The organism is Rhizobium sp. KNZ14-9A (assembly GCF_056755015.1).
On the sequence record NZ_JBPGXB010000002.1, the window covers coordinates 3,802,501 to 3,827,482 of the forward strand.

Below are 24,982 nucleotides of genomic sequence, written 5' to 3' on the forward strand. Positions count from 1 at the left end.
CACGCGGTTGGAAACCGTGCGGGTGTCGCGCGCTTCGGCCGATCAGCGTGCCGGCCGCGCGGGAAGGACAGAACCTGGCATCGCGATCCGCCTGTGGCATCAGGGCCAGACGGCGGCACTTCCGGCCTTCACACCACCACAGATTCTTTCGAGCGATCTTTCCGGTCTCGTGCTCGATCTCGCCCATTGGGGCGTTCAGGATACGAAATCGCTCGCTTTTGTCGATCAACCGCCGGAGACGACAATCAAGGAAGCACGCGCGCTATTGGCGCAGCTTGGGGCGCTGGACAAAGACGGCGCGTTGACGGCGCGAGGGAAGGTGATGCGCGACCTCGCCCTGCCGCCGCGGCTGGCTGCCATGGTGGTTTCGGCTGGCGAATCGGGTCATGCCAAGGATGCGGCGCTGATATCCGTGCTGCTGACCGAGCAGGGGCTCGGCGGCACTAGCGTCGATCTGGAAGAGCGTCTGCGACGGTTCAAAGGTGAAAAAGGCGAAAGGGCTGAGGCTGCGAGACGGCTCGCAGGAAGGCTCTCAGGAGGTTTCAACAGGGTTTCGAGCGCTGAACCTGTGCTTGCAGGAAGGCTTCTGCTGCATGCATTCCCGGATCGAATCGCGCTTCAGCGCGGCGCGCGCGGGCGGTATGTCATGGCGAACGGCCGAGGCGCCGAGCTTGCGGAGACCGAGCGGCTGGCCGGCAGCCAGATGCTCGTAATCGCCGATCTGACGGGTCGGGCCGCGCAGGGGAGAATTCTGGCGGCAGCGGACGTCTCCCGCGCCGACATCGAAGCCGAGCTGCCGGGCGAAATCCGGACGGACGATCAGACCTTTTTCGATAGGCAGAGCCGGCAGGTGCGGGCACGCCGGGCCACAAGACTCGGCGCGATCGTTTTCGAGGAAGCGCCGCTTCCACGCCCCTCGGGCGAGGCGGTGGTACGGGCGTTTGCGCAAGGATTGCAGGAGCTGGGGCTCGATCAGCTTCCCTTTTCCAAGGAAGCTCTGCAGCTTCGGGAGCGGATCGGCTTCCTGCACCGGACGATCGGTGAACCATGGCCCGATATGAGCGACGAAGCACTGCTTGACCGCATGGAAGACTGGTTCATCCCTTTCCAGATGGACGCGCGAGGGCTTTCGGATATTTCCGCCTCCGGGCTCTCCAACGGACTGATGGCACTTGTGCCACACGACCTGCAGCGCGATCTCGCACGGCTTGCACCAACGCATTTCGAGGCACCGACAGGGCAACGCCATCCGATCCAATACGACGGCGAAGAACCGACGCTGACGATCCGGGTACAAGAGCTCTTCGGTCTCAAGCAGCATCCGGCGGTCGCCGGCGGACGATTGCCTCTGCTGCTGGAGCTCACTTCGCCGGCCCACAGGCCGATTCAAACGACCCGCGACCTGCCGGGTTTCTGGGCCGGCTCGTGGAAGGATGTGCGCGCGGATATGCGAGGGCGCTATCCAAGACATCCCTGGCCGGAAAAGCCTGATGAAGCGGTGCCGACGACAAGGGCAAAGCCCCGTGGTACATAATCCGCGGCGTTGGAGTGCCGTGCGTTCATTCGGACGCGCAACGGACGCTCTAACTCTTTGAATCTACGCATCAAGCTTTCCGAAATCGATTCCGATTTTCGGACGATGCTGTAGGAGTGTGGCGTGATTGAGAAGACCGAAATCCAGACACGGGAAGACAGGCTAAGCAGTCGCCGGCTACGCCTGCAGACTTTGGTGCGATTGCGATGGCTGGCCGTCACCGGCCAGGCAGTAACAGTCTTCATCGTTGCGTTCCTGTTGAAATTCCCGCTGCCGCTGGTTGCCAGCTGCTCGCTGATTGCGGCACTCGCCGGGGTGAATTTCTATCTGACGATACGCTATCCGCCGACTCACCGGCTTGAGCCGCGTGCCGCTTTCGCGCTTTTGGGTTTCGACCTTCTGCAGCTCTGCGCGCTGCTCTTCATTACTGGCGGCCTTGCCAATCCCTTTGCGGCACTGGTCTGCGTTCCCGTCATCATTTCCTTCGCCTCACAGCCGATCCGCTACAGCACAGCATTGATCGGCTTTGCGATGGTCTGCATTACCGTGCTTGCCTTCTCGCCCTTTCCGCTCCCATGGTTCGACGGGATGGAAATCAACGTCCACAATGTCATGCAGTTCGGCGTCTGGTGTTCAATTGCTTCGACCATGGCCTTTGCCGCCTTCTATGCCTATCGGGTGTCGATGGAAGCAAGCCAGCTTGCCGACGCGCTGGCAGCGACAGAGCTGGTGCTGCAGCGGGAAAAGCATCTTTCCCAGCTCGACGGGCTTGCAGCCGCTGCTGCGCATGAGCTCGGCACACCGCTTGCCACGATCAGCGTCGTTGCCAAGGAGATGGAGCGCGAGCTCAAGAATGATGACCGGTTCCGCGAGGATGTGCAGCTTCTGCGCAGCCAGAGCGAGCGTTGCCGCGACATCCTTCGCCGGCTGACGACGCTCTCTGCCGAGGGCGAGGCGCATCTGCGGCGGCTACCCCTTTCCTCGATGATGGAGGAAATCGTGGCGCCACATCGCGAATTCGGCATCAAGCTGGAATTGATAGAGAAGAGCCCGCGCAGGGGCGAGCCTGTTACCGACCGCAATGCCGGCATCATGTACGGGCTCGGCAACCTCGTCGAGAACGCTGTCGACTATGCGCGGGAGAAGGTGACGGTCACGGTCGAGCACGATCACGAAAAGGTGCTCATCGTCATCGAGGACGACGGCAACGGCTACGCGCCCGATATTCTGACGCGGATCGGCGAGCCCTATGTCACCAAACGGCAGAGGGAAGATACGGCTGGAGGCCTGGGACTGGGGCTTTTCATCGCCAAAACGCTGCTGGAGCGCTCCGGCGCATCTTTGATTTTCGAAAACCGTGATCCGGAAAATGCCGGCGCTCGCATTCGAATCGAATGGCCGCGCGTATTGATAGACGCAAATTCGACAAAATGACTTTGTGGGCATAAACAGAATATAAGCGGTTGACGCATTCGGACATTCAACCGCCGGGACCGTAGCGATGACAGATCAGAACCATGAGATTTCCGCCGGCTCCAACGAGGAGCATATCGGGCCTGACCCGAGCCTGCTGATCGTCGATGACGACGGCCCCTTTCTGCGTCGCTTGGCACGGGCCATGGAGGCACGCGGCTTTCATGTGGAAACGGCCGAATCGGTGGCGGAAGGTGTGGCAAAGTCCAAGGGCCGGCCGCCGAAATATGCGGTGGTCGACTTGCGGCTCGGCGACGGCAACGGTCTCGATGTCATCGAGGCGATTCGCCAGCGTCGCGACGACACGCGAATCATCGTGCTGACGGGCTACGGCAATATTGCCACTGCGGTGACCGCCGTGAAGCTCGGGGCTGTGGATTACCTGGCGAAACCTGCTGATGCCGATGACGTGTTTGCGGCGCTGACGCAACGGCCCGGGGAAAAGGCGGAACTGCCGGAAAACCCCATGTCGGCGGATCGCGTGCGCTGGGAGCATATCCAGCGTGTCTACGAAATGTGTGAGCGCAACGTGTCCGAGACGGCACGCCGGCTCAACATGCACCGCCGCACGCTACAACGCATCCTCGCCAAACGCGCACCGAAATAGTCAGACATCATCAACGTTGAACGGCTTGCCGTTTGCCCATTCGGCCATCATCAGCCGCTGCGCGGCTGCGCGTGAAAAGTTGAGCGTTACGGCCTTACGGGTCGCCGGCGGCAGGCGGTGTTCAGGTGCCTCGCGCAGCATGTGCGCCCCGTAACCATCTGAAAGAAAAAGGCCGCACTCCTCCGGAAATATATCGACGGGCACATCCTTGTGTGTTGCAAAGAATAGCCGGTCGCAATGCAGACGGTAATCCGGCCATTTGCGATCGACCTTGAAGTCCTCGATCGACGTCTTGATCTCGATGATCCAGACCTCTCCCTTTTCAGAGATGGTAATCAAATCGGCCCGGCGGCCGCTCGCCAGAGGCAGTTCCGGCAGCACTGCGTGGCGCATATCGTGAAGCAAAATCTGCATGCCACGGCGCACCATCATGGCCCTGTCCGATTGCCGGCCATCGATTAACGGATTGTTATTGTAAACGCTCAAAATCGTCATGGATAAGTGTCAGGGGGCCTTGGTCATTGTTGCAAAAAAGCCATGCGCTTCTAATTTGCGGCGCAGATGGATTTTGTCGCACCGCAGCAGCCTTGCAAAGGCAAAGTTAATCGAAAATAAACCATAAGCAACGATGGTCGAAAGACTATCCTCTCTTGCCCCAAAACCTTCACGAGTTATCCATGCGCATCCGCAATGCATTCCCTGTATTTGGCCTGCTGGCGACCCTGGTACTGGCCGGCTGCTCCACGACGTCCGAATCCGCGTCCGTCGATGACAAGGGCGCAGGTCCGACCGTTCAGACGGCACAAATCTTCAATGACGCCTATGGTGTAACGTCGGATGCCGGATACTCCCTGCCGGCAATTCCGATCGACCGCGTCAAGCCGGAATTCCGCCGGCAGATCGTCAGCTACCAGAGCGACGAGCGTCCGGGCACGATCATCGTCAACACGCGCGAGCGTCACCTCTATTATATCCTGCCCAACGGCAAGGCCGTCCGCTACGGGATCGGCGTCGGCAAGCAGGGCTTCGCATGGTCCGGCACGGCCTATGTCGCCTGGAAGCAGGAATGGCCAAACTGGCACCCACCGAAGGAAATGGCCGTCCGTCGTCCTGAAATCGCCAAGTACGTCGAAGACGGCATGGGTCCAGGCCTCACCAACCCGCTCGGCGCACGCGCCATGTACCTCTTCAACGAGAAGGGCCAGGACACGCTCTTCCGCCTGCATGGCACCCCCGAATGGGCATCGATCGGCACCGCCGCTTCTTCTGGCTGCATCCGCCTGATGAACCAGGACGTCATCGATCTCTACAGCCGCGTCCGTCCGGGCAAGACCACCTCCAAGGTCATCGTTATCCAGTAAGCTAAAAGCTGAATTCGGTATAAAAAAGGCCGCCGGACTTTTGAGTCCAGCGGCCTTTTTGTATCTGGCATGCTCAGGCTTAGGCGGTCTGCTTTGCCTTGAGCTCGATGCGGCGGCGATGCAGGACCGGCTCGGTGTAGCCGTTCGGTTGCTCCCTGCCCTTCAGGACCAGATCGAGTGCTGCCTGGAAGGCGATCGAATCGTCGAAATTTCCGGCCATCTGGATGTAGGCTGAGTCACCGGCATTCTGCTGATCGACGACGGCGGCCATACGCTTCATCGTTTCGACGATCTGCTCCTTCGTAACGATCTTGTGGTGCAGCCAGTTCGCCATGTGCTGGGCGGAAATCCGCAGTGTCGCACGGTCTTCCATGAGGCCGACATTGTTGATGTCAGGCACCTTGGAGCAGCCGATGCCCTGGTCGACCCAGCGCACGACGTAACCCAGAATGCCCTGTGCATTGTTGTCGAGTTCGCGCTGGATTTCTTCCGGCGTCCAGTTCGGCCGTACAACGACAGGCACCGAGAGAATATCGGAGAGCTTGGCACGGGTGCGATCCTTCAGGCCTTCCTGCACCTTTGCGACATTGACCTGGTGATAATGCGTGGCATGCAGAGTAGCGGCCGTCGGCGACGGCACCCAGGCGGTGTTAGCCCCAGCCTTCGGATGGGCGATCTTCTGCTCCAGCATTGCGGCCATCAGATCGGGCATCGCCCACATGCCCTTGCCGATCTGCGCGTGGCCGGAGAGGCCGCATTCGAGGCCGATATCGACATTCCAGTTTTCGTAGGCTCCAATCCAGGCGGCCTGCTTCATGTCGCCTTTGCGGATCATCGGGCCGGCTTCCATAGAAGTGTGGATTTCATCGCCTGTGCGATCGAGGAAGCCCGTGTTGATGAAGACGACCCGTTCGCGGGCAGCCCGGATACATTCCTTGAGATTGACCGTCGTGCGGCGCTCCTCGTCCATGATACCCATCTTCATGGTGTTGCGCGCCATGCCGAGGGCGTCTTCAACGCGTGAGAAGATCTCGACTGCGAAGGCGACCTCTTCGGGGCCATGCATCTTCGGCTTGACGACATATATGGAGCCGGCACGCGAATTCTTGCGGCGTCCGGACGGGCCGACATCGTAAAGCGCAATCAGGCCGGTGATCACGGCATCCATTATGCCTTCCGGAACCTCGTTGCCATCGCGATCGACGATCGCCGGATTGGTCATGAGGTGGCCTACATTGCGCACCAGCATCAGAGAGCGGCGATGCAGTTCGAGGCTCTGCCCGCCGGGCCTCGAGTAGGCGATATCCGGATTGAGCTTGCGAACGAATGTCGAACCGGCCTTGGCCACTTCCTCCTGCAGGTCGCCCTTCATCAGGCCGAGCCAATTGCGATAGACGACGACCTTGTCCTCGGCATCGACGGCAGCAATGGAATCCTCGCAGTCCATGATCGTGGTGATGGCCGATTCCAGCCAGACGTCGGAAATATGGGCCGGATCGGTCTTGCCGATCGCGGTCGAGGCATCAAGCACGATTTCGATATGGATGCCGTTGTTCTTCAGGAGAATATGGGTCGGCGCGTTCGCATCGCCGCGATAGCCGGCAAAGTGTCCGGCATCTTTCAACGCCAGTGCTTTGCCATCGACGGCAGTAATCGCCAGAGCACCATTCTTGACCGCGAAGGAGCCGACATTCTTCCAGGAGCTGCCATTAAGGGGAACGGCGGAATCGAGGAAATTGCGCACCCAGGCGATGACCCTTTCGCCGCGCTTGGGGTTGTAGCCCCTGCCCTTTTCGGCACCGTCCGTTTCCGGGATGGCATCGGTGCCATAGAGCGCGTCATAGAGCGAACCCCAGCGAGCATTGGCGGCATTCAACGCGTAGCGGGCGTTCATGACGGGAACGACGAGCTGCGGGCCGGCAAGAGAGGCGATCTCGGCATCGACATTGGCAGTCGAAACCTGAAAATCCGGCCCCTCCGGCAGGAGATAGCCGATCTCTTTCAGGAAGGACTGATAGGCGTCCATATCCGTCGGTGCGCCGTTCCGGCGATACCAGTCGTCGATCTTTGCCTGCAGCTGGTCGCGCTTCAAAAGCAGCGCGCGGTTCTTCGGCGCCAGATCATGCACGATCGCCGAGAAGTCGGCGAAGAACTTGTCCGCATCGATTGCGAGGCCCGGCAACGCCTCCTTCACGAGGAAATCATGAAGGACGGCTTCGATGAAGAGACCATTCTTTTCAATGCGGCTCATGCGGTGTCTCCCTTGCAGTGGCAGCTTTTTTCATGCTGCCACTTTGCCCGGCTTTCATTCACAGTCAATTCAGCAACAATTCGAAAGATTTATGCAGGCTTGGAAACAGTCCGGCGAGTCACGCGCATCGGAAGGCCGTTTTGCGGCTGCGTCGTCAGCTTCTGCACCGGCCAGGGATTCGTCTGATCGGTCGAATCGAAACGGTGGTGCTGCATCAGCACGGCCAGCGCGATAACCGCTTCCTGAAGCGCAAAGGTGGCGCCGATGCAGACGCGCGGACCGGCGCCGAACGGCAGGAACTGGAAACGGCCGATGGAAGCACGGTTTTCCGGTAGGAATCGTTCCGGCATGTAGGCGCGCGGCCGATCCCAATGGAGCTCGTGGCGATGCAGCGTCCAGGGCATAACGAGCACGGTGACGCCGGCCTCGATCTCGACACGCTCGCCCTTGGGGCTGGTCCAGGAATCATCTGCAATGGCAGCGCGATTGATCGAAGGAGCTGGCGGATAAAGGCGGAGTGCCTCCTCGAAGGCGGCGCGGGTCCGCGGCATCAGATCCGGCCATTCGACCGGTTCTGCGCCTGACGCGAGGACCCTGTCGATCTCCTCTTCCATTGCCTCGCGGATATGCGGGCTGTTCGATACGCAATAGAGCGTCCAGGCGAGCGCGCGGGCGGTTGTCTCGTGGCCCGCACCGATGAAGGTCAGGATATTGTCCTCGATCTCCTCCTTCGTCAGGCCATCGGGACCGGCCTGCTCCAGCAGCAGGGTCAGGAAATCGTTCGGCGCCGTGCTGCGGTCGGCCTTCATCTTGGCGAGCCGCATATCCATGGTGTTGCGGACGATGGCACGGAATTTCTCAAGGACCTTCTGGCCGCCGATGCGTGTCACACGTGGAACCCAGGATGGCGCACGCAGCAGATCCATCGGATCGACGCGGCCCATGCGATGCAGCAGCTCGTTGACATCGTCGGCGAAGTGGCCGCTCGATGTGACGATCTCACCGGAAAACAACGTATCTGCAAGAACGGCGAAGGTCAGTTCCGTCATTTCGGTGCTGATATCAAAAATTGCGCCGGCCTCGCCGACATCGGCATATTTGCGGGCGTAGTCTTCCGACTGGCGCAGCATCTGGCTGGCAAAGCCGCGTGCATGCCGCGGGGTGAAGACAGGGGCGATAGCCTTGCGCGAGCGTTTCCAGACAGGGCCTTCCGCAGTCAGAAGTCCGTCGCGAAGGATCGGACGCAGCACAAGCTGCCGGACATCGGACATGCGGTAATTGTTGGCATTGTCGACCAGCACATGTTTGATGAGGCCGGGATCGTTGACGATCAACGTCCTCTGGCCGAAGAAATTGGTGCGGATCCAGGGCAGCGTATAGGACGGCTCGCCCCAGAGCTCGAGCGGATTGCGGAAAATCGTCCTGATGATCTCCAGCCGAGACGGCGGCACGGTGCGCGGCAGCGGTGCCGGCGGAACGAAGGGGTCCGGACGCATGTCCATGAGCAAAGCCTTTCACGGGAAAAATCGTCTTCCCGGCAGGCCTGAAGGTTAGAGCAGGCCCTTGAGCTCGTCCAGTTTGTCGTTGATCAGCCAGCCATAATAATTCTCTTCCGGCCAGACCGTCGCGCCGGAGGAGCGATTCTTGGCGGCAAGCGCTGCGGCGCGCTGGCGGGAATTGCCGACATTATAAAGTGTGGCTGTCACTCCCGGATTGCCGGAGATATCCATACCGGCGATCTCCTTGTAGTCATCGATCGATCTGCGGATCGAGGCGGCGACGAAGGCGAGTGAGATGTCTGGGTCCATGATTGCCTTGTAGACCGAACCGGCATTCTTCTCGTTCAGCCTCGGATAACCGGAAACGCGGGATACGAGATCAGACAGCATCAACGCCGTCAGCGGGTTGACCTGGCCAAGGCCGAAGGTCTGGCCTGCATAGAAGGGCTGAAAGAAGACGGCGCTGAAGCGGTTGTTCGGGAAGCTCTTGCCACCAACGGTCTTTCCACGGAAATCGCTTTCCCAGACATCCTCGCGGCAGGTCCAGAGTGTGTAAGAATCGCTTTTGCTGTTGCAGGCGGCAAATTGCGGCCGGTCGACGAAATCGTCGACGCTCTCGCCATCATAGGCAAAGCGGAAGCTCTCACCGGCATAGGAAGCGGCCTTCACATAGTAGGCCTGCAGGCGGTCATAGGCATCGACATTATAAGTATGTTCGCCGACGATCGCGCCTATCACATGAATGGGATTGATGCCGTAAGCGTTTGAGACCTTCTTGATCTTGCCCAGGAGCTCGTGATCGGTCGACAGGAGGTCGTACACCTTCTCATATTTGATATCGAAGGTCGTCTTGGTGCCCTTGGTGCGGCGGACCGAAGCGCCTGGAATATCCGGCTGCTCGGCATGACGGTTGCCCGGCGGAACAGCCTGCGCCGCGAGCGCAGGAACCGAGCCCGCAATGGTCATGGCAATCACAAGGCTTGTCAAAAGGCGTCGCACGATCTGCTTTCCCGTCTTTCCCTGTCGTCTTCGTGGCGGCTGACTGGACCAGAATCTTGTCCGAATAAAGCCGTACAAAAAACAAAGCAGGCCTTTCACTAAAAAGTAAAAGGCCTGCTGTCGAGAGTTCAGATCGTCAAAGTTTTTGCATTACCTGCGCAAAGACAGGAAACGACGTTTCCCGATCACAGGATGAAGCGCGACAGGTCGGTATTCTGCGCGAGATCGCCGACATGCTCGCGTACGTAAGCGGCATCGATCTTCACATCCGTGCCGGCGCGGTCCGGTGCGTTATAGGAGATGTCGTCCAGCACCCGCTCCATGACCGTCTGCAGGCGGCGCGCGCCGATATTTTCGACGGAGGAGTTCAGATGGACGGCGACATCGGCGAGGGCATCGATCGCGTCATCGGTGAAATCGAGCGTCAGGCTTTCGGTTTCCATCAGCGCCTTGTACTGGCGAATGAGGCTTGCCTCGGTTTCCGTCAAGATGCGGCGGAAGTCTTCCTTGTTCAGCGGACGAAGCTCGACGCGGATCGGCAAGCGGCCCTGCAATTCCGGCAGCAGATCCGACGGCTTGGAAACATGGAAGGCGCCGGAGGCGATGAAGAGGATGTGATCCGTCTTCACCGGGCCGTATTTGGTGGAAACCGTCGTGCCTTCGACGAGCGGCAGCAGGTCGCGCTGGACGCCTTCGCGGGAAACGCCGGCGCCAACACCGCCATCGCGGGCCGCGATCTTGTCGATTTCGTCGAGGAAGACAATGCCGTCATTTTCAACCGAGCGCACAGCTTCGCGCTGGATGACTTCGTTATCGATAAGTTTATCGGACTCGTCGCGGACCAGGTCTGTGTAGGAGGCCTTCACCGTGGTGCGCACCTTCTTGGTGCGGCCGCCCATCGCCTTGCCGAACATTTCCGACAGGTTCAGCACACCGATATTGGCGCCCGGCATGCCGGGGATATCGAAGCCGCCCATGCCGGAGCCGGTATCGGCCACTTCGATATCGATTTCCTTATCGTCGAGTTCGCCATTGCGCAGCTTCTTGCGGAAGCTTTCACGGGTCGCGGGCGAGGCCGTCGCACCGACCAGCGCATCGAGAACGCGCTCCTCGGCGCTCATATGGGCCTTGGCCTGAACCTCGGCGCGCTTCTTTTCACGCACCAGGCCGATGCCGACTTCGACGAGATCGCGAATGATCTGCTCGACATCGCGGCCGACATAACCGACCTCGGTGAACTTCGTGGCTTCGACCTTGATGAAAGGCGCTCCGGCGAGCTTGGCGAGGCGACGGGAGATTTCCGTCTTGCCGACGCCGGTCGGGCCGATCATCAGGATATTCTTCGGCATGACTTCATCGCGCAGGCTCGGATCGAGCTGATGACGGCGCCAGCGGTTACGGAGCGCGATCGCCACGGCGCGCTTGGCCTCATGTTGGCCGATAATATAGCGGTCGAGCTCGGAAACGATCTCGCGGGGAGAAAAAGTAGTCATATCAGATCCGTTTCTTCGGGTGGGTCCATAACCATGAAATGGGCTGGACCATATATGGATGTTCTCGTGTCGAAATGCCGGAAGCCTGCCTTTTCGTAAGCACGGATCGCTCTTGCATTCGCCGGGTCGGGATCGATCACGATCCGCGTCGCGCCGGCAGCGAAAAGTTCGGCAGCCATCTGCCTGACAATCGTGCTGCCATGACCCTTGCCCAGCAAATCCGCATCGCCGATCGAAATATCCAGTCCAAGCGTGCCTTTCGGCTGATCCTGATAAGGATGGCCCTCTTCAAGATGCGGATCGTAACTCTGGAGATACGCAATCGGCGCTCCATCCAGCTCCACGATCATCGGCCGTGTTTCCACGCTCGTCATAGACTCCCTGATCGAAGCAAGCTCCTTGTCGACAGCGCGCCACCATTCCGCAATATGCGGCTCACCGAGCCAGCGCACCAGAAGCGGGAAATCTCCGTCGGTGACATCGCGGAATGTATATCGGGGTACGCTGTCAGCCTTCGACATCCAGCGTTTCCACGATGACGTTGTGGTTCGTATACACGCAGATGTCGGCAGCAATATCGAGCGAGCGGCGGGCAATCTCTTCGGCGGACTTGTCTGTGTCGGCCAGCGCGAGAGCCGCGGCAAGCGCGAAATTACCACCCGAACCGATGGCCATAACGCCATGCTCAGGTTCCAGCACATCGCCATTACCGGTAATGGCAAGCGTCACCGACTTGTCGGCGACAAGCATCATGGCTTCGAGATTGCGCAAGTAACGGTCAGTACGCCAGTCCTTGGCGAGCTCGACGGCGGCGCGCATCAGCTGACCCGGATATTGCTCCAGTTTCTTCTCGAGCCTTTCCAGAAGCGTGAAGGCGTCGGCCGTCGCACCAGCGAAACCGGCGATCACTTCGCCCTTGCCGATGCGGCGGACCTTGCGGGCATTGCCCTTCATGACGGTCTGGCCGAGGCTGACCTGGCCATCGCCGGCCACCACGACCTTGCCGCCTTTTCGAACTGTAATAATTGTCGTCATCAAACACCTGTTGCCCCAACTCGCGGGCGGTTACAGCGGGCCGAACATCGGCCCTGTCCAACCCTATGTAAGAGGGTCCGCCGCGATTGCAAATGGCCTGCCTTTTCTGCCCTCGCGCTTCTGGATATTTCGCAATGCGCCTGATAAGGAACCACCTTGATTTCAAGGAGAAAGCCATATGGCCGAGACCGCAGCAAGCCGCACGGGTAGCGTTTCCCGCAAGACCAACGAGACCTCCATTTCCGTTTCCGTCAATCTCGACGGCACCGGCAAATCGACGATTTCGACGGGCGTCGGCTTCTTCGACCATATGCTGGAACAGCTTTCGCGACATTCGCTGATCGACATGGAAATCGAGGCCAAGGGTGATCTGCATATCGACGACCATCACACGGTCGAGGATACCGGCATCGCAATCGGCCAGGCGATTTCGAAGGCGCTCGGCGACCGCCGCGGCATCACGCGTTACGCCTCGATCGATCTCGCCATGGACGAGACGATGACGAAGGCGGCAGTCGATCTCTCCGGCCGTCCCTTCCTCGTCTGGAACGTCTCGTTCGGCGCGCCGAAAATCGGTACTTTCGATACCGAACTCGTGCGCGAGTTCTTCCATGCGCTTGCGCAAAATGCCGGGATCACCCTGCATATTCTCAACCACTATGGTGCCAACAACCACCATATTGCAGAGACATGCTTCAAGGCCGTTGCCCGCGTCTTGCGTACGGCGACAGAGATCGATCCGAGACAGGCGGGCCGTGTTCCCTCGACGAAGGGCACGCTCGTCTGAGCCCCAGCAGGGAGCGTCAGATGGCATCCAGCTACGTTTTTCTTGTTCCGCCCGATGGTCAGCGCGAGGACACACGCACGGTCCGCGATGGTTTCTCGTGGCTTGCCTTCCTCTTTCCCTGGATCTGGCTGCTTGCGCATCGCCTCTGGCTTCATGCGATCGTCGCCTTCGCACTACAGGCGATCGGCAGCGTGTTGGCAGAGCAATCGGGCTTTGGACCGGCGGGCATGGCCCTCGCCTTCGCGGTCAACCTGTTCGTCGGCTTCGAAGGACAGAATTTCCGCATTCGCAATCTCGCCTCCCGAGGCTGGCGCGAGGAGGCCGCGATTGGCGCTTCCTCAATCGACCTTGCGGAAGAGATCTATTTTTCCAATATCGAGACCGGCGCCGCTCTGAAAGCGCCCGAATGGAACCAGGCTTCCGGCCCGCAGGCGCGGCAGAGCCATTCCACTTCCCTCGGTCTCTTCGGTTTTGATGGAGGACGCAAATAATGCGCGTCGCAATTATCGATTACGGCTCTGGCAATCTGCGCTCGGCCACCAAGGCTTTCGAGCGCGCAGCCCGTGAAGCCGGCATCGAGGCGGAGATCAATCTGACGGACAAGGCGGAGATCGTTGCCGCTGCCGACCGTATCGTGCTGCCGGGCGTCGGCGCCTATGCCGATTGCCGTCGCGGGCTCGATGCCGTGCCCGGCATGACGGAAGCTCTGCTCGAAGGCGTCGAGCGGAAGGCGCGTCCCTTCCTCGGCATTTGCGTCGGCATGCAACTCATGTCCTCACGCGGTCTTGAGAAGACGACGACCCGAGGCTTCGGCTGGATTCCAGGCGATGTCGTGGAGATGACGCCTGCTGATCCGGAGCTGAAGATCCCGCAGATCGGCTGGAACACGCTCGACCTGAAGCAAGAACATCCGCTTTTCGACGGCATCCCGACCGGGCCAGATGGCCTGCACGCCTATTTCGTGCACTCCTACCATCTCGCCGCCGAAAATGCCGGCGACGTCATTGCCACCACCGACTATGGCGGGCCGATGACGGCCTTTGTCGGCCGGGACAATATGGCCGGTTCCCAGTTCCACCCAGAAAAAAGCCAGAAGCTTGGGCTGGCGCTTATCGCGAATTTCCTGCGCTGGGCGCCGTAAGGGCTGGCTTTTAATACGCGCGCCTTATTTCTCCTGTAATTGAAAGGGCAGTTACAGGAGCGCGCTCGATGCCGGCTTCGCGGAAATCAGGCAAGATATTCTACAGGTTGCGGCCCTCCAGAGAGGGGCAACCGCCTTTTGTCGATATCAGGCTGCCCGGTGGGGCGATCATCCGCCAGGTGGATGAGGCTCTGCATCACAAAGCACTCGCGAACGCGGCCAAAGCGCTCAAAGAGAGGCTCGGCGGCTGATGCAGGAGACCTTTCCAGGAAACGAGAATTCACGGTTGCGATCAGGCGAGATAAGCGCCGGCGATCTCGCCGAAGCGGTGCTGGAATTCTACATCGAAAGCGAGGATGATCTGATCGGCCTGCTTGCCTATGCACTTTACGAGCGCCAGAAGCGCGATTTCATTGTCAGCCATCGCAAGCGCAATGCCGGCCGCTCACCCAATGAGGTGGAAATCGCGGCGGTGACAAGCAACTACCTCTCCGCCGATCTGCGCAGCACGCTGCGCGACCGCGCTTCGCAGATCCTTTCGAGCTATGCCGATACCTATGTCGAAGCCATGGAGCCGCAGATCCAGCTCATGGCCACCAACAGCGAGGCGCTGCGGCAGGCGCGGGATATTGAAAAGTCGGTGAAGAAGCGCACCGGCTTCTGGCGCCAGGTCCGGGTGGCCTTCACCGTGACCCTGCTGCTGATCGTGCTTTTTGCCGCGGTCGCCATTGCCGCTGTCTTTTTTCGTTCGGATATCGTAGATGCGTGGAATGCACTGATGGTGCCCACGACGCTACGGACTTGAGACGAATGATCCTTTTTCCCGCGATCGACCTGAAGGGTGGACAATGCGTTCGCCTGAAGCTCGGCGACATGCAACAGGCAACGGTCTACAACACCGATCCGGCCGCTCAAGCGAAATCCTTCGAAGAGCAGGGTTTTGAATGGCTGCACGTGGTCGATCTCGACGGCGCCTTTGCAGGACATTCGGCTAATGGTGACGCCGTTGAGGCAATCCTCAAGGCCACGAAAAATCCGGTTCAGCTTGGCGGCGGCATCCGCACGCTCGAGCATATCGAGAATTGGCTGTCGCGCGGGCTGCGTCGCGTGATCCTCGGTACAATTGCGGTACGTGACCCGGCGCTCGTCATCGAAGCCTGCAAGGCATTTCCGGGCCGTGTCGCCGTCGGCATCGACGCCAAGGGTGGCAAGGTGGCTGTCGAAGGCTGGGCGGAAGCATCCGAACTCGGCATTATCGAGCTTGCGAAGAAATTCGAAGGCGCCGGCGTTGCCGCGATCATTTATACTGATATCGATCGCGATGGCATCCTGACCGGCATCAACTGGGCATCGACACTGGAGCTGGCGGACGCTGTTTCCATCCCGGTCATCGCATCTGGTGGACTCGCCTCGATCGAAGACATCAAGCGCATGCTGCAGCCGGACGCCCGCAAGCTTGAAGGCGCCATCTCCGGCCGAGCCCTTTATGATGGACGGATCGACCCCAAGGAGGCGCTCGATCTCATCAAGGCCGCACGGGCAAAGGAGACCGCATAATGACCCTGAAAGCCCGCGTGATCCCCTGCCTCGACGTCAAGGACGGCCGTGTCGTCAAGGGCGTCAATTTCCTCAATCTGGTCGATGCCGGCGATCCCGTCGAGGCGGCGAAAGCCTATGATGCGGCCGGTGCCGACGAGTTGTGCTTCCTCGACATCACCGCCTCCTCGGACAATCGCGAGACGATCTTCGATGTCGTCGCACGCACGGCCGAGCAGTGCTTCATGCCGCTCACCGTCGGCGGCGGCGTGCGGACCATTGCCGATATCCGCAAGCTGCTGCTTTGCGGTGCCGACAAGGTCTCGATCAATTCGGCTGCGGTCAACAATCCGGATTTTGTCGCCGAAGCGGCTGACAAATTCGGCGACCAGTGCATCGTCGTGTCGATCGATGCCAAGCGCCGGCTGACGCAAAAAGTCGGCGGCGACAATCTCAGCGCCTGGGAAATCTATACACATGGCGGCCGCAACGCGACCGGCATCGATGCGGTGGAATTCGCCCAGAAGATGGTCGCCCGCGGTGCTGGCGAACTGCTCGTCACCTCCATGGACCGCGACGGCACGAAGATCGGCTACGATCTGGAACTGACGCGGGCGATTGCCGATTCCGTCCGTGTGCCCGTCATTGCGTCGGGCGGTGTGGGCGATCTCGATGACCTAGTGGCCGGTGTGAAGGAAGGCCATGCCAATGCGGTGCTTGCCGCGTCAATCTTCCATTTCGGCACCTATTCCGTCGGCGAAGCAAAACACTATATGTCTGAGCGCGGCATCGCGATGCGCCTCGACTGAGTTTGAAAGCAGTATCATGAGCGGATTTTCCCTTTCCGACCTTGAGCGGATCGTCGAAGAACGGGCGAAGGCCTCTCCGGACGAATCCTGGACCGCCAAGCTGGTGGCCAGCGGGCAGCAGAAAGCAGCCAAGAAACTCGGCGAGGAAGCGATCGAAGCTGTCATGGCGGCCGTCACCAACGACCGCGATAACCTCACCTATGAAGCAGCCGACGTTCTCTATCACCTAATGGTCGTATTGAAGATTGCTGAAATACCGCTAGAGAATGTCATGACCGAACTTGCGCGAAGGACTGCGCAATCCGGCCTCAAGGAAAAGGCCAGCCGGCAGAATTCATGAGCATCGCGACACAGATTATCGGAGTGGCGGAAAAGCTGGATCACTTCCAGAGTGCATCCTTTTCCCCCTATCACTTCTTCACATCGAAACAGTGGGCGAAGTTTCGTGCCGACACGCCGATGACGCTGACGGCCGATGAGGTCAAACGGCTCCGCTCCATGGGCGACCCGATCGACCTCGACGAAGTCAGGCGCATCTACCTTTCGCTCTCACGCCTGCTTTCGGCGCATGTGGAATCCTCGCAGCTGCTGTTCGAGCAGCGCAACCGTTTCCTCAGCCTGTCGGACGTGACAAAGACGCCATTCGTGATCGGCATTGCCGGTTCGGTGGCTGTCGGAAAATCCACGACGGCGCGTATCCTGAAAGAGTTGCTCGGCCGGTGGCCTTCGAGCCCCAAGGTCGATCTCGTCACCACGGACGGTTTCCTTTATCCCAATGCCGTGCTGAAGCGCGAGAACCTGATGCAGCGCAAGGGTTTTCCGGAAAGCTACGACACGGGCGCGATCCTGCGTTTCCTGTCAGCGATCAAGGCTGGCCTGCCGGATGTGAAGGCGCCCTCCTATTCGCACCTCGTCTATGACGTGCTGCCGGACGAATATAAGATCGTCGACCGGCCTGACATCCTGATCTTCGAGGGCATCAATGTTCTGCAATCGCGCGATCTGCCAGCTGACGGCAAGATCGTCCCGATGGTGTCCGACTTCTTCGACTTCTCGATCTATATCGACGCCGAGGAAACCCAGATCCACAACTGGTATGTGACGCGCTTCATGCGGCTCAGGGAAACGGCCTTCCGGGATCCGAATTCCTACTTCCACCGTTACGCATCGATCAGCGATGAGGAAGCGATCGCGATCGCAGAGGACCTCTGGGCGAACATTAACCTCAAGAACCTGCGCCAGAACATCCTGCCGACACGGCCGCGCGCCGATCTCATCCTGCGCAAGGGCAAGGATCATCTGATCGAGCAGGTAGCACTGCGCAAGCTCTAGGATTTTGGTGGGTTAGGGATTAACGCGGCGGAGCGTTAGGTTGATGCGGCCGCCGTTCTTCAGAAGCGTGGAGGTGGCCGGGTAGATGCGGTCCACGCCGTGGAAGCAGAGCCGGCCCTCCCCGCCGAGAATGACGAGATCGCCGCTCGACAACTTGAACGACATGGTCTTGTCGTTACGGTTCACTCCACCCACGCGAAACAAGCAGGCATTGCCGAGCGAAATCGAGACGACTGGCGCTTTCAAGTCGTTCTCGTCCTTATCCTGATGCAGGCCCATGCGCGCTTCATCAGAGTAGAAATTGACGAGGCAAGCTTCGGGCGGCTTGTCATAGCCCGAAAGATCATTCCAGATTTCCAGCAATTCCGAAGGGATTGACGGCCATGGCCTGCCGGTCGCCGGATGCATCGGCTGGTAGCGGTAGCCGCGTTCCTTGTCGGTCACCCAGCCGAGCGAGCCGCAATTGGTCATCCGGACCGACATAGTTTTGCCGGTGCCGGGCATGACCGGCACGTAGAGTGGCGCTTCAGCGACGATAGCCCTGATAATGCCCACTAGCGCTTCCTGACGGGCGCGATCCAGATATTCGGGAAGATGGCGGACGCCGCTTAGGAGTTCCGGCATATCATTCTCCGCCGCCCGGCCGGCCGCGCATCTTCTTGACTTCTGAACGGCCGGATTTTTCCTTCAGCCGCCGTTCAATCGAGCCCTTGGTCGGCTTTGTCTTCTTACGCGGCGGCGGTGGCGGCTTGGCGGCCTCCAGGACCAGCTCCTTCAGCCGCTCGCGCGCATCCTCGCGGTTGCGGTCCTGGCTGCGGAACCGGCTTGCCTCGATCATCAATACGCCGTCCTTCGACATGCGCCTGCCGGCAAGCTTGATCGCATTGGCCTTGACCCGCTCGTTGAGCGAGGGCGAGTTCGGGATGTTGAAGAAGAGTTGGACGGCGGTCGACACCTTGTTGACGTTCTGACCGCCCGGACCGCCCGCCAGAACGAACTGTTCCGTCAGCTCCCATCCGGCGATGGTAATCCTGTCGTTGATATAGAGCGCGTCGCTGGCCATACCGCCTTCTAGCGCATAATGGCTGCGAATTGAAAGCGGGTGAAATCCAGCGCAAGGGCGACGAAAACCCGGCGCTGGGAACGCCGGGTTTCACGTGAATCGCCAAGAGTTTATTGGTGAATTATTCCGCAGCGACCTTGATGCCGGGTGCTGCATCGCGCACGCTGCCGTCGACATGATCTTCGAACTTGGCGAAGTTGGCGATGAACATGGAGACCAGCTTTTCGGCCTGCGCGTCATAGGCCGGCTTGTCGGCCCAGGTCGAACGCGGATCAAGGATGCCGGTGTCGACGCCTTCGACTGCAACCGGGACCGCAAAGCCGAAATTCGGATCGGCGCGGAGTTCGGCCTTGGCGAGTTCGCCCGAAAGGGCCGCCGTCAACAGTGCACGGGTTGCCTTGATCGGCATGCGTTTGCCGATGCCGTAAGCGCCGCCGGTCCAGCCGGTGTTGACGAGCCAGCATTCCACGCCGTGGCGGCCGATGAGTTCCTTTAGCAGATTGCCGTATTCGGCCGGATGACGCGGCATGAACGGTGCGCCGAAGCAGGTCGAGAAGGTCGCCTCCGGTTCCACCACGCCCTTTTCCGTGCCGGCCACCTTGGCGGTATAGCCGGAGAGGAAGTGGTACATAGCCTGATCCGGCGTCAGCTTGGCGATCGGCGGCATGACGCCGAAGGCATCAGCCGTCAGCATGATGATGGTTTTCGGATGACCCGCAAGACCGGTTTCCGATGCATTCGGAATGAAATCCATCGGATAGGCGCAGCGCGTGTTTTCGGTCAGCGACGCATCATCGAAATCCGGCTCGCGGCTTTCGTTGAGAACGACGTTTTCAAGCACTGTGCCGAAGCGCTGGGTGGTGGCATAGATTTCCGGCTCGGCCTCTGCCGAGAGGCGAATGGTTTTGGCGTAGCAGCCACCTTCGAAATTGAAGATGCCGCTTTCGCCCCAGCCGTGCTCGTCATCGCCGATCAATGTGCGGGCCGGATCGGCCGAAAGCGTCGTCTTGCCGGTGCCCGAAAGGCCGAAGAAGACAGCGGCATCACCGGCGGGGCCGACATTGGCCGAGCAGTGCATCGGCATGACGCCCTTGGCGGGCAGCAGGTAGTTCAGCACGGTGAAGACCGATTTCTTCATCTCGCCGGCATAGGAGGTGCCCGCGATCAGCACGATGCCATTCGTCAGATCGCAGGCGATCACCGTTTCGGTACGGCAGCCATAACGCTCCGGATCGGCCTTGAAGCTCGGCAGGTCGATGATCGTCAGCTTCGGTGCGAAGCCTGCGAGCGCATCGGTCTTCGGGCGGATCAGCAGGTTGCGGATGAAGAGCGAGTGCCAGGCGAATTCGGTTACAACGCGGGTCGGCAGCGCCTGCTCTGCATCGGCACCGCCGATAAGATCCTGCACGAAGAGGTCCTTGCCGGCGGCGTGAGCGAGCATGTCCTTGTGCAGCAGGGCGAAATGCTCCGGCGACATCGGCTTGTTATTGTCCCACCAGATCTGGCCATCGGTGTTTTCATCGCGGACGACGAACTTGTCGCGCGGCGAGCGGCCCGTGTGCTGGCCGGTGGTCGCGCGAAGGGCGCCTTGGGCTGTCAGTTCGGCCTCTCCCCGGCGAATCAATTCCTCATAGAGAAGAGCGGCGGAGAGGTTGTAACGTACGCTCCGTACGTCGCTGAAACCGATCGTCGCCAGCTCGATTGCCTGGTTATGAACTCCGAACATCTCCATAGCTTTTCCCTTCGCTGAGGCGCCTTGGCCGTTAAAATCAGTGCGAAAATAAGAGGAGAAATTTTAAATGGCAATAGCCTTAATCCTAGAAAAGACAATGATATCAAATATTTAATCGATTTAAATTCTAGAAATCCATTTTAAATCGTTTGAAGACCGCCTGTTGAAACAACTTGTCGCACCACTTCCGATTGCCGCTTATACGGGTAGGCAATCTACCCCTTTATCTTTGCCACAATTTGTTCCACCTTTATCCTCCATAAGCGCAACCGGTCACGAAGACCGCCTGGGGACGACCAATCCGGGAGATTGCGCACTGATGACGGAGACCAACACCATGCCGACAATCGCGCTCGTTGACGACGACCGCAACATCCTCACTTCCGTGTCGATTGCACTGGAAGCAGAAGGATATAAGGTCGAGACCTACACGGACGGCGCTTCCGCGCTGGATGGACTGCTCGCGCGTCCGCCACAGCTGGCGATCTTCGATATCAAGATGCCGCGCATGGATGGCATGGAGCTGCTTCGCCGGCTTCGCCAGAAGTCGGACATTCCGGTCATCTTCCTAACTTCCAAGGATGAGGAGATCGACGAGCTCTTCGGCTTGAAGATGGGCGCCGACGATTTCATCACCAAGCCTTTCTCCCAGCGTCTGCTGGTTGAGCGCGTGCGCGCTGTGCTGCGCCGCGCCTCGAGCCGCGAGGCAGCTGCCGCCGGCGGCGTTGCCACAGCCGGCGCGCCCAAGGCGGGTGCAGTTCAGCAGGCCCGTTCACTCGAGCGCGGCCAGCTGGTCATGGACCAGGAACGTCACACCTGCACCTGGAAGGGTGAGGCAGTCACCCTCACGGTCACCGAATTCCTGATCCTGCATTCGCTGGCACAGCGCCCAGGTGTGGTGAAAAGTCGCGACGCCCTGATGGATGCCGCCTATGACGAACAGGTGTATGTTGATGACCGCACCATCGACAGCCACATCAAGCGGCTGCGCAAGAAGTTCAAAATGGTCGATACAGACTTTGATATGATTGAAACGCTTTACGGTGTGGGTTACCGCTTCCGCGAAGCAGCCTGACGCCTCGAGGCGCGGCAAGAGACGATTGAGGGCGGCGGGCCGGTCAAGCTGGCCCCGCCCTCCGAAAGGGCCTGTCATTGGCACAGTTGGTGCAGGAAAGGGATCTGGATGATGCGGAGGGCGTGAGCACTCGACGCGTCAGAGGCCGGCGTTGGTCGCATCCCTTCACCCTGATCCGCCGCATCTTCGGCAATGCCGTCTTTTCGAGCCTGACGCGCCGTATCGTCTTCTTCAACCTTGCGGCCCTGCTCGTCCTCGTCGGTGGCATTCTCTACCTCAACCAGTTCCGCGAAGGCCTGATCGACGCGCGCGTCGAGAGCCTACTGACACAGGGTGAAATCATCGCCGGCGCGGTTTCGGCCTCAGCCTCCGTCGACACGAACTCGATCACCATCGATCCGCAGAAGCTGCTCGAACTGCAGGCCGGCCAGAGCATTACGCCTGTTCCGAATGACGAGGATCTCGAATTCCCGATCGATCCGGAAAAGGTGGCACCGGTTCTTCGGCGGCTGATCTCGCCTACCCGCACCCGCGCCCGCATCTTCGATGCCGATGCCAATCTGCTGCTCGATTCCCGGCATCTCTATTCGCGTGGCCAGGTTCTGCGTTTCGACCTGCCGCCGGTGGAAGAAGAAAAACAGACCTGGAGCGAATGGTTCACAGCGCTCTTCAACAAAGCACTGCAGCCGGGCAACCTTCCGGTCTACAAGGAAGCGCCTGGTGGCGACGGCTCGATCTATCCCGAGGTGATGAACGCGCTGACGGGTGTACGCGGCGCAGTCGTGCGTACGACGGAAAAGGGCGAGCTCATCGTTTCGGTTGCCGTTCCGATCCAGCGCTTCCGGGCCGTGCTTGGCGTGCTGCTGCTATCGACGCAGGCCGGCGATATCGACAATATCGTGCATGCCGAGCGTCTCGCCATCATGCGCGTCTTCGGCGTTGCGACGCTCGTCAACGTGCTGATGGCGCTCGTGCTTTCCTCGACCATCGCCAATCCGCTGCGCCGGCTTTCGGCGGCGGCCATCCGGGTGCGCCGCGGCGCCAAGGAACGAGAGGAAATTCCAGACTTTTCGGCGCGCCAGGACGAAATCGGCAACCTTTCCATAGCACTGCGCGAAATGACGACGGCTCTCTACGATCGGATCGATGCGATCGAGAGCTTTGCGGCCGATGTCAGCCATGAGCTGAAGAACCCGCTGACCTCGCTGCGCAGCGCCGTCGAAACACTGCCGCTCGCCAAATCCGACGATTCCAAGAAGCGGCTGATGGATGTCATCCAGCACGATGTCCGCCGTCTCGACCGTCTGATCAGCGATATCTCCGATGCATCCCGCCTCGATGCCGAGCTTGCGCGCGTCGATGCCGGATCTGTCGATCTGGAAGTATTTCTGCGCGACCTCATCGACGTATCGCGCCAGATCCGCAGCACCAAGAAGAAGGTCGAGATCGACTATACCGTCGATCGCAAGCCGAACGTCAAGACGCGCTTTGTCGTCAAGGGACATGACCTGCGTATCGGCCAGATCATCACCAACCTGATTGAAAATGCCCGCTCCTTCGTGCCGGAGGAGAACGGCAAGATCACTGTGCGTCTGGTCCGTACCCGTTCCCGTTGCGTCGTCTATATCGAAGACAACGGTCCGGGCATCCAGGCAGAGAATATCGACCGCATTTTCGAACGCTTTTATACCGACCGGCCGGAATCCGAAGGCTTCGGCCAGAATTCCGGCCTCGGGCTTTCGATCAGCCGGCAGATCGCCGAGGCGCATGGCGGTTCATTGCGGGCCGAAAACATTGTCGACGACGAGAGTGGCAAGCTGCTCGGCGCTCGCTTTATCCTTGCCCTTCCGGCCGATGCCGCGGCATGATCAACATCCACGCCACCGCAATCGTCATCGGAAAGACCGGCCTGCTGTTCACCGGCCCCTCAGGCTGGGGCAAGTCGATGACCGCTTTTACCTGCATGGTAGAGGCGCGGCGGCAGGGTGTTTTTTCTGTTCTCGTGGCTGATGATCAGGTACTTCTTTCGAAACAGGATGGAGCAATCACCGCCGCCTGTCCGCCCGCCATTGCTGGGCTCATCGAATTGCGCGGCACCGGGATCGTAAAGCACGATCATATCGCCCAGGCAGCGATGCATTTTGCAGTCCTGCCGGCCAGCGCCACGGGAGAAAACCGGCTCCCCGCGGAAGGAGAAACCATCGTTCTTGCCGGGCGTTTCGAGCTGCCTGTACTGCGATTGCTGCCCAATCTTCCGCTGCCTCTTGCCGTGTTGATGGCAAAAGCGCCCGAAATAGGAAGTTGAGGCCTTCCGAACGGCCCGATACGGCCTATACATTTATATTTTTATCTTGCACTTCGGCTTTTGATCGCCAAGATGTGCCCCCACCGGTGGACGTAATTGCTGCGTTGCGATATTGGGGCCACGGTTTGCGTATGCCATGGGAGCAGTAATATCATGATCGGACTTGTGCTTGTCACTCATGGCAAGCTGGCTGAAGAGTTTCGTCATGCCGTAGAGCACGTCGTCGGTCCTCAGAAATTCATCGAAACGGTCTGTATCGGACCGGAAGACGATATGGACCAAAGACGACAGGACATTCTCGAAGCCGTTTCCGGCGCAGACGACGGCCATGGCGTCGTCATTCTCACCGACATGTTCGGCGGTACCCCTTCCAATCTCGCAATCTCGGTGATGAGCAGCGGCCACACCGAAGTCATCGCCGGCGTCAACCTGCCGATGCTGATCAAGCTCGCCGGCGTACGCGGCGAGAACAACATGGAAAAGGCGCTTGCCGAGGCTTCGGAGGCAGGCCGCAAGTACATCAACGTTGCGAGCCGGGTCCTGAGCGGAAAGTAAGAAGCCTCCATGACACCGCTCTCCCGGGAACTCCTTATTATCAACAAGCGCGGCCTGCATGCGCGCGCTTCGGCAAAATTCGTCCAGACGGTCGATGCCTTCGATGCAACGATCACCGTTTCCAAAGACGGCATGACGGTTGGGGGAACCTCCATCATGGGCCTTATGATGCTTGCAGCAAGCCCCGGCTCCAGCGTCATCGTCTCGGCGACCGGCAACCAGGCTGCCGAAGCACTGAATGCCCTCGATCAGCTCATCCAGAACAAGTTCGGCGAAGAAATCTGATCTTCAGCGCCATATAAAGATATAAAGACTTCTTTATATCCCCGTTGCCTTCCCGGCTGAAGCCTGCTAAACGGCGAGCATGACGTGCATTCCGCACGTGTTCGATCCGT

The 24,982-nt window shown here is 59.7% G+C and carries 28 protein-coding genes (1 of these 28 cut by a window edge); 18 read left to right on the forward strand and 10 right to left on the reverse strand.

The features are described from left to right. From hrpB to ACR9ZQ_RS25695, 3 genes are all read left to right on the forward strand, one after another. Positions 1 to 1,534 carry the 3' portion of an ATP-dependent helicase HrpB gene (hrpB, locus tag ACR9ZQ_RS25685; RefSeq protein ID WP_481429012.1) on the forward strand. The gene continues 932 nt to the left of window position 1, outside the view, so the window shows 1,534 of its 2,466 coding nt (coding positions 933-2,466); its start codon lies off the left edge, out of view; its stop codon occupies positions 1,532 to 1,534. 123 nt (positions 1,535 to 1,657) lie between these two features. Continuing rightward, on the forward strand, positions 1,658 to 2,968 hold the full coding sequence (locus ACR9ZQ_RS25690; protein ID WP_113322126.1) for an ActS/PrrB/RegB family redox-sensitive histidine kinase: 1,311 nt from the start codon (positions 1,658 to 1,660) through the stop codon (positions 2,966 to 2,968). A gap of 67 nt (positions 2,969 to 3,035) precedes the next feature. After that, positions 3,036 to 3,614, forward strand: a complete 579-nt coding sequence (locus tag ACR9ZQ_RS25695) for an ActR/PrrA/RegA family redox response regulator transcription factor (protein WP_025670009.1) — start codon at positions 3,036 to 3,038, stop codon at positions 3,612 to 3,614. Here ACR9ZQ_RS25695 and ACR9ZQ_RS25700 read toward each other — a convergent pair whose 3' ends face one another. Next, complete coding sequence (locus ACR9ZQ_RS25700) at positions 3,615 to 4,109, reverse strand: MmcB family DNA repair protein (protein ID WP_037070647.1); 495 nt, start codon at positions 4,107 to 4,109, stop codon at positions 3,615 to 3,617. Positions 4,110 to 4,291: 182 nt separating this feature from the next. Between ACR9ZQ_RS25700 and ACR9ZQ_RS25705 the strand changes: the two genes are divergently transcribed. Continuing rightward, entirely contained in the window at positions 4,292 to 4,975 is a 684-nt protein-coding gene (locus ACR9ZQ_RS25705; RefSeq protein WP_310389877.1) for a L,D-transpeptidase, read from the forward strand. 79 nt (positions 4,976 to 5,054) lie between these two features. Here ACR9ZQ_RS25705 and ACR9ZQ_RS25710 read toward each other — a convergent pair whose 3' ends face one another. The 6 genes from ACR9ZQ_RS25710 to hslV form a co-directional block, all read right to left on the reverse strand. Next, a complete protein-coding gene (locus tag ACR9ZQ_RS25710) occupies positions 5,055 to 7,226 on the reverse strand; it encodes a malate synthase G (protein WP_481429013.1) in 2,172 nt (723 codons plus the stop codon). Positions 7,227 to 7,315: 89 nt separating this feature from the next. After that, a complete protein-coding gene (locus ACR9ZQ_RS25715; protein ID WP_481429014.1) occupies positions 7,316 to 8,728 on the reverse strand; it encodes a cytochrome P450 in 1,413 nt (470 codons plus the stop codon). Between the two features lie 48 nt (positions 8,729 to 8,776). Next, positions 8,777 to 9,724: a DUF1402 family protein gene (locus ACR9ZQ_RS25720; protein ID WP_310389871.1), complete on the reverse strand. Its 948-nt coding sequence runs from the start codon at positions 9,722 to 9,724 to the stop codon at positions 8,777 to 8,779. A 185-nt stretch (positions 9,725 to 9,909) separates the two neighbouring features. Then, complete coding sequence (gene hslU / locus ACR9ZQ_RS25725; protein WP_113183717.1) at positions 9,910 to 11,217, reverse strand: ATP-dependent protease ATPase subunit HslU; 1,308 nt, start codon at positions 11,215 to 11,217, stop codon at positions 9,910 to 9,912. Next, a complete protein-coding gene (locus tag ACR9ZQ_RS25730) occupies positions 11,214 to 11,738 on the reverse strand; it encodes a GNAT family N-acetyltransferase (protein WP_310389869.1) in 525 nt (174 codons plus the stop codon). The genes hslU and ACR9ZQ_RS25730 overlap by 4 nt, the downstream gene beginning before the upstream one ends. After that, positions 11,725 to 12,252, reverse strand: coding sequence for an ATP-dependent protease subunit HslV (gene hslV, locus ACR9ZQ_RS25735; protein ID WP_113322131.1), 528 nt, complete (start codon positions 12,250 to 12,252; stop codon positions 11,725 to 11,727). The genes ACR9ZQ_RS25730 and hslV overlap by 14 nt, the downstream gene beginning before the upstream one ends. Before the next feature lie 178 nt (positions 12,253 to 12,430). Here hslV and hisB point away from each other — a divergent pair, with 178 nt between their 5' ends. From hisB to coaA, 9 genes are all read left to right on the forward strand, one after another. Beyond that, positions 12,431 to 13,039, forward strand: coding sequence for an imidazoleglycerol-phosphate dehydratase HisB (gene hisB, locus ACR9ZQ_RS25740; protein ID WP_310389867.1), 609 nt, complete (start codon positions 12,431 to 12,433; stop codon positions 13,037 to 13,039). Positions 13,040 to 13,059: 20 nt separating this feature from the next. Continuing rightward, positions 13,060 to 13,530 carry a DUF2628 domain-containing protein gene (locus tag ACR9ZQ_RS25745; protein ID WP_310389865.1) on the forward strand — a complete coding sequence of 157 codons (471 nt, stop codon included), beginning with the start codon at positions 13,060 to 13,062 and terminating at the stop codon, positions 13,528 to 13,530. Beyond that, a complete protein-coding gene (gene hisH, locus ACR9ZQ_RS25750; RefSeq protein ID WP_310389863.1) occupies positions 13,530 to 14,180 on the forward strand; it encodes an imidazole glycerol phosphate synthase subunit HisH in 651 nt (216 codons plus the stop codon). Before ACR9ZQ_RS25745 ends, hisH begins: the two co-directional genes overlap by 1 nt. A gap of 68 nt (positions 14,181 to 14,248) precedes the next feature. Continuing rightward, entirely contained in the window at positions 14,249 to 14,431 is a 183-nt protein-coding gene (locus ACR9ZQ_RS25755; protein ID WP_113322135.1) for a hypothetical protein, read from the forward strand. Beyond that, the gene (locus tag ACR9ZQ_RS25760; RefSeq protein WP_113322136.1) at positions 14,431 to 14,985 is read left to right on the forward strand and encodes a hypothetical protein; all 555 of its coding nucleotides are present in this window, start codon (positions 14,431 to 14,433) and stop codon (positions 14,983 to 14,985) included. The genes ACR9ZQ_RS25755 and ACR9ZQ_RS25760 overlap by 1 nt, the downstream gene beginning before the upstream one ends. A gap of 5 nt (positions 14,986 to 14,990) precedes the next feature. Further along, complete coding sequence (gene hisA, locus ACR9ZQ_RS25765) at positions 14,991 to 15,737, forward strand: 1-(5-phosphoribosyl)-5-[(5-phosphoribosylamino)methylideneamino]imidazole-4-carboxamide isomerase (RefSeq protein WP_310389861.1); 747 nt, start codon at positions 14,991 to 14,993, stop codon at positions 15,735 to 15,737. Then, positions 15,737 to 16,525: an imidazole glycerol phosphate synthase subunit HisF gene (hisF, locus tag ACR9ZQ_RS25770; RefSeq protein WP_113183711.1), complete on the forward strand. Its 789-nt coding sequence runs from the start codon at positions 15,737 to 15,739 to the stop codon at positions 16,523 to 16,525. Before hisA ends, hisF begins: the two co-directional genes overlap by 1 nt. Before the next feature lie 16 nt (positions 16,526 to 16,541). Continuing rightward, positions 16,542 to 16,865 carry a phosphoribosyl-ATP diphosphatase gene (locus ACR9ZQ_RS25775; protein WP_113322139.1) on the forward strand — a complete coding sequence of 108 codons (324 nt, stop codon included), beginning with the start codon at positions 16,542 to 16,544 and terminating at the stop codon, positions 16,863 to 16,865. Then, a complete protein-coding gene (gene coaA, locus ACR9ZQ_RS25780; RefSeq protein WP_310389856.1) occupies positions 16,862 to 17,857 on the forward strand; it encodes a type I pantothenate kinase in 996 nt (331 codons plus the stop codon). Before ACR9ZQ_RS25775 ends, coaA begins: the two co-directional genes overlap by 4 nt. Before the next feature lie 12 nt (positions 17,858 to 17,869). Here coaA and ACR9ZQ_RS25785 read toward each other — a convergent pair whose 3' ends face one another. From ACR9ZQ_RS25785 to ACR9ZQ_RS25795, 3 genes are all read right to left on the reverse strand, one after another. Further along, positions 17,870 to 18,481 carry an alpha-ketoglutarate-dependent dioxygenase AlkB gene (locus ACR9ZQ_RS25785; RefSeq protein ID WP_481429015.1) on the reverse strand — a complete coding sequence of 204 codons (612 nt, stop codon included), beginning with the start codon at positions 18,479 to 18,481 and terminating at the stop codon, positions 17,870 to 17,872. Position 18,482: 1 nt separating this feature from the next. Further along, positions 18,483 to 18,920 carry an alternative ribosome rescue aminoacyl-tRNA hydrolase ArfB gene (arfB, locus tag ACR9ZQ_RS25790; RefSeq protein WP_310389852.1) on the reverse strand — a complete coding sequence of 146 codons (438 nt, stop codon included), beginning with the start codon at positions 18,918 to 18,920 and terminating at the stop codon, positions 18,483 to 18,485. A gap of 121 nt (positions 18,921 to 19,041) precedes the next feature. Then, the gene (locus ACR9ZQ_RS25795; protein WP_481429016.1) at positions 19,042 to 20,652 is read right to left on the reverse strand and encodes a phosphoenolpyruvate carboxykinase; all 1,611 of its coding nucleotides are present in this window, start codon (positions 20,650 to 20,652) and stop codon (positions 19,042 to 19,044) included. A 337-nt stretch (positions 20,653 to 20,989) separates the two neighbouring features. Between ACR9ZQ_RS25795 and ACR9ZQ_RS25800 the strand changes: the two genes are divergently transcribed. The 5 genes from ACR9ZQ_RS25800 to ACR9ZQ_RS25820 all read left to right on the forward strand — a co-directional run bounded on the left by ACR9ZQ_RS25800 (position 20,990) and on the right by ACR9ZQ_RS25820 (position 24,872). Beyond that, positions 20,990 to 21,727, forward strand: a complete 738-nt coding sequence (locus tag ACR9ZQ_RS25800) for a response regulator transcription factor (RefSeq protein WP_197067551.1) — start codon at positions 20,990 to 20,992, stop codon at positions 21,725 to 21,727. Positions 21,728 to 21,804: 77 nt separating this feature from the next. Next, the gene (locus ACR9ZQ_RS25805) at positions 21,805 to 23,595 is read left to right on the forward strand and encodes a sensor histidine kinase (protein WP_113322145.1); all 1,791 of its coding nucleotides are present in this window, start codon (positions 21,805 to 21,807) and stop codon (positions 23,593 to 23,595) included. Continuing rightward, entirely contained in the window at positions 23,592 to 24,032 is a 441-nt protein-coding gene (locus ACR9ZQ_RS25810; RefSeq protein ID WP_310389846.1) for an HPr kinase/phosphorylase, read from the forward strand. Before ACR9ZQ_RS25805 ends, ACR9ZQ_RS25810 begins: the two co-directional genes overlap by 4 nt. 153 nt (positions 24,033 to 24,185) lie before the next feature. Beyond that, positions 24,186 to 24,587, forward strand: a complete 402-nt coding sequence (locus tag ACR9ZQ_RS25815) for a PTS sugar transporter subunit IIA (protein WP_007813746.1) — start codon at positions 24,186 to 24,188, stop codon at positions 24,585 to 24,587. 9 nt (positions 24,588 to 24,596) lie between these two features. Then, positions 24,597 to 24,872, forward strand: a complete 276-nt coding sequence (locus tag ACR9ZQ_RS25820) for an HPr family phosphocarrier protein (protein WP_007813748.1) — start codon at positions 24,597 to 24,599, stop codon at positions 24,870 to 24,872. The last annotated feature ends 110 nt before the right edge of the window (positions 24,873 to 24,982 follow it).

Excerpts from the sequence above, each read along its gene's own strand:
- hisF (WP_113183711.1), top strand. The coding sequence starts at position 15,737 with ATGACCCTGAAAGCCCGCGTGATCCCCTGCCTCGACGTCAAGGACGGC.
- ACR9ZQ_RS25795 (WP_481429016.1), bottom strand. The coding sequence starts at position 20,652 with ATGGAGATGTTCGGAGTTCATAACCAGGCAATCGAGCTGGCGACGATC.
- ACR9ZQ_RS25785 (WP_481429015.1), bottom strand. The coding sequence starts at position 18,481 with ATGCCGGAACTCCTAAGCGGCGTCCGCCATCTTCCCGAATATCTGGAT.
- ACR9ZQ_RS25820 (WP_007813748.1), top strand. The coding sequence starts at position 24,597 with ATGACACCGCTCTCCCGGGAACTCCTTATTATCAACAAGCGCGGCCTG.
- ACR9ZQ_RS25705 (WP_310389877.1), top strand. The coding sequence starts at position 4,292 with ATGCGCATCCGCAATGCATTCCCTGTATTTGGCCTGCTGGCGACCCTG.
- ACR9ZQ_RS25730 (WP_310389869.1), bottom strand. The coding sequence starts at position 11,738 with ATGTCGAAGGCTGACAGCGTACCCCGATATACATTCCGCGATGTCACC.
- ACR9ZQ_RS25810 (WP_310389846.1), top strand. The coding sequence starts at position 23,592 with ATGATCAACATCCACGCCACCGCAATCGTCATCGGAAAGACCGGCCTG.
- hslU (WP_113183717.1), bottom strand. The coding sequence starts at position 11,217 with ATGACTACTTTTTCTCCCCGCGAGATCGTTTCCGAGCTCGACCGCTAT.
- ACR9ZQ_RS25695 (WP_025670009.1), top strand. The coding sequence starts at position 3,036 with ATGACAGATCAGAACCATGAGATTTCCGCCGGCTCCAACGAGGAGCAT.
- hisH (WP_310389863.1), top strand. The coding sequence starts at position 13,530 with ATGCGCGTCGCAATTATCGATTACGGCTCTGGCAATCTGCGCTCGGCC.
- hisA (WP_310389861.1), top strand. The coding sequence starts at position 14,991 with ATGATCCTTTTTCCCGCGATCGACCTGAAGGGTGGACAATGCGTTCGC.
- coaA (WP_310389856.1), top strand. The coding sequence starts at position 16,862 with ATGAGCATCGCGACACAGATTATCGGAGTGGCGGAAAAGCTGGATCAC.
- arfB (WP_310389852.1), bottom strand. The coding sequence starts at position 18,920 with ATGGCCAGCGACGCGCTCTATATCAACGACAGGATTACCATCGCCGGA.
- ACR9ZQ_RS25715 (WP_481429014.1), bottom strand. The coding sequence starts at position 8,728 with ATGGACATGCGTCCGGACCCCTTCGTTCCGCCGGCACCGCTGCCGCGC.
- ACR9ZQ_RS25815 (WP_007813746.1), top strand. The coding sequence starts at position 24,186 with ATGATCGGACTTGTGCTTGTCACTCATGGCAAGCTGGCTGAAGAGTTT.
- ACR9ZQ_RS25775 (WP_113322139.1), top strand. The coding sequence starts at position 16,542 with ATGAGCGGATTTTCCCTTTCCGACCTTGAGCGGATCGTCGAAGAACGG.
- ACR9ZQ_RS25745 (WP_310389865.1), top strand. The coding sequence starts at position 13,060 with ATGGCATCCAGCTACGTTTTTCTTGTTCCGCCCGATGGTCAGCGCGAG.
- hisB (WP_310389867.1), top strand. The coding sequence starts at position 12,431 with ATGGCCGAGACCGCAGCAAGCCGCACGGGTAGCGTTTCCCGCAAGACC.
- ACR9ZQ_RS25755 (WP_113322135.1), top strand. The coding sequence starts at position 14,249 with ATGCCGGCTTCGCGGAAATCAGGCAAGATATTCTACAGGTTGCGGCCC.
- ACR9ZQ_RS25760 (WP_113322136.1), top strand. The coding sequence starts at position 14,431 with ATGCAGGAGACCTTTCCAGGAAACGAGAATTCACGGTTGCGATCAGGC.
- ACR9ZQ_RS25700 (WP_037070647.1), bottom strand. The coding sequence starts at position 4,109 with ATGACGATTTTGAGCGTTTACAATAACAATCCGTTAATCGATGGCCGG.
- ACR9ZQ_RS25710 (WP_481429013.1), bottom strand. The coding sequence starts at position 7,226 with ATGAGCCGCATTGAAAAGAATGGTCTCTTCATCGAAGCCGTCCTTCAT.
- hslV (WP_113322131.1), bottom strand. The coding sequence starts at position 12,252 with ATGACGACAATTATTACAGTTCGAAAAGGCGGCAAGGTCGTGGTGGCC.
- ACR9ZQ_RS25800 (WP_197067551.1), top strand. The coding sequence starts at position 20,990 with ATGCCGACAATCGCGCTCGTTGACGACGACCGCAACATCCTCACTTCC.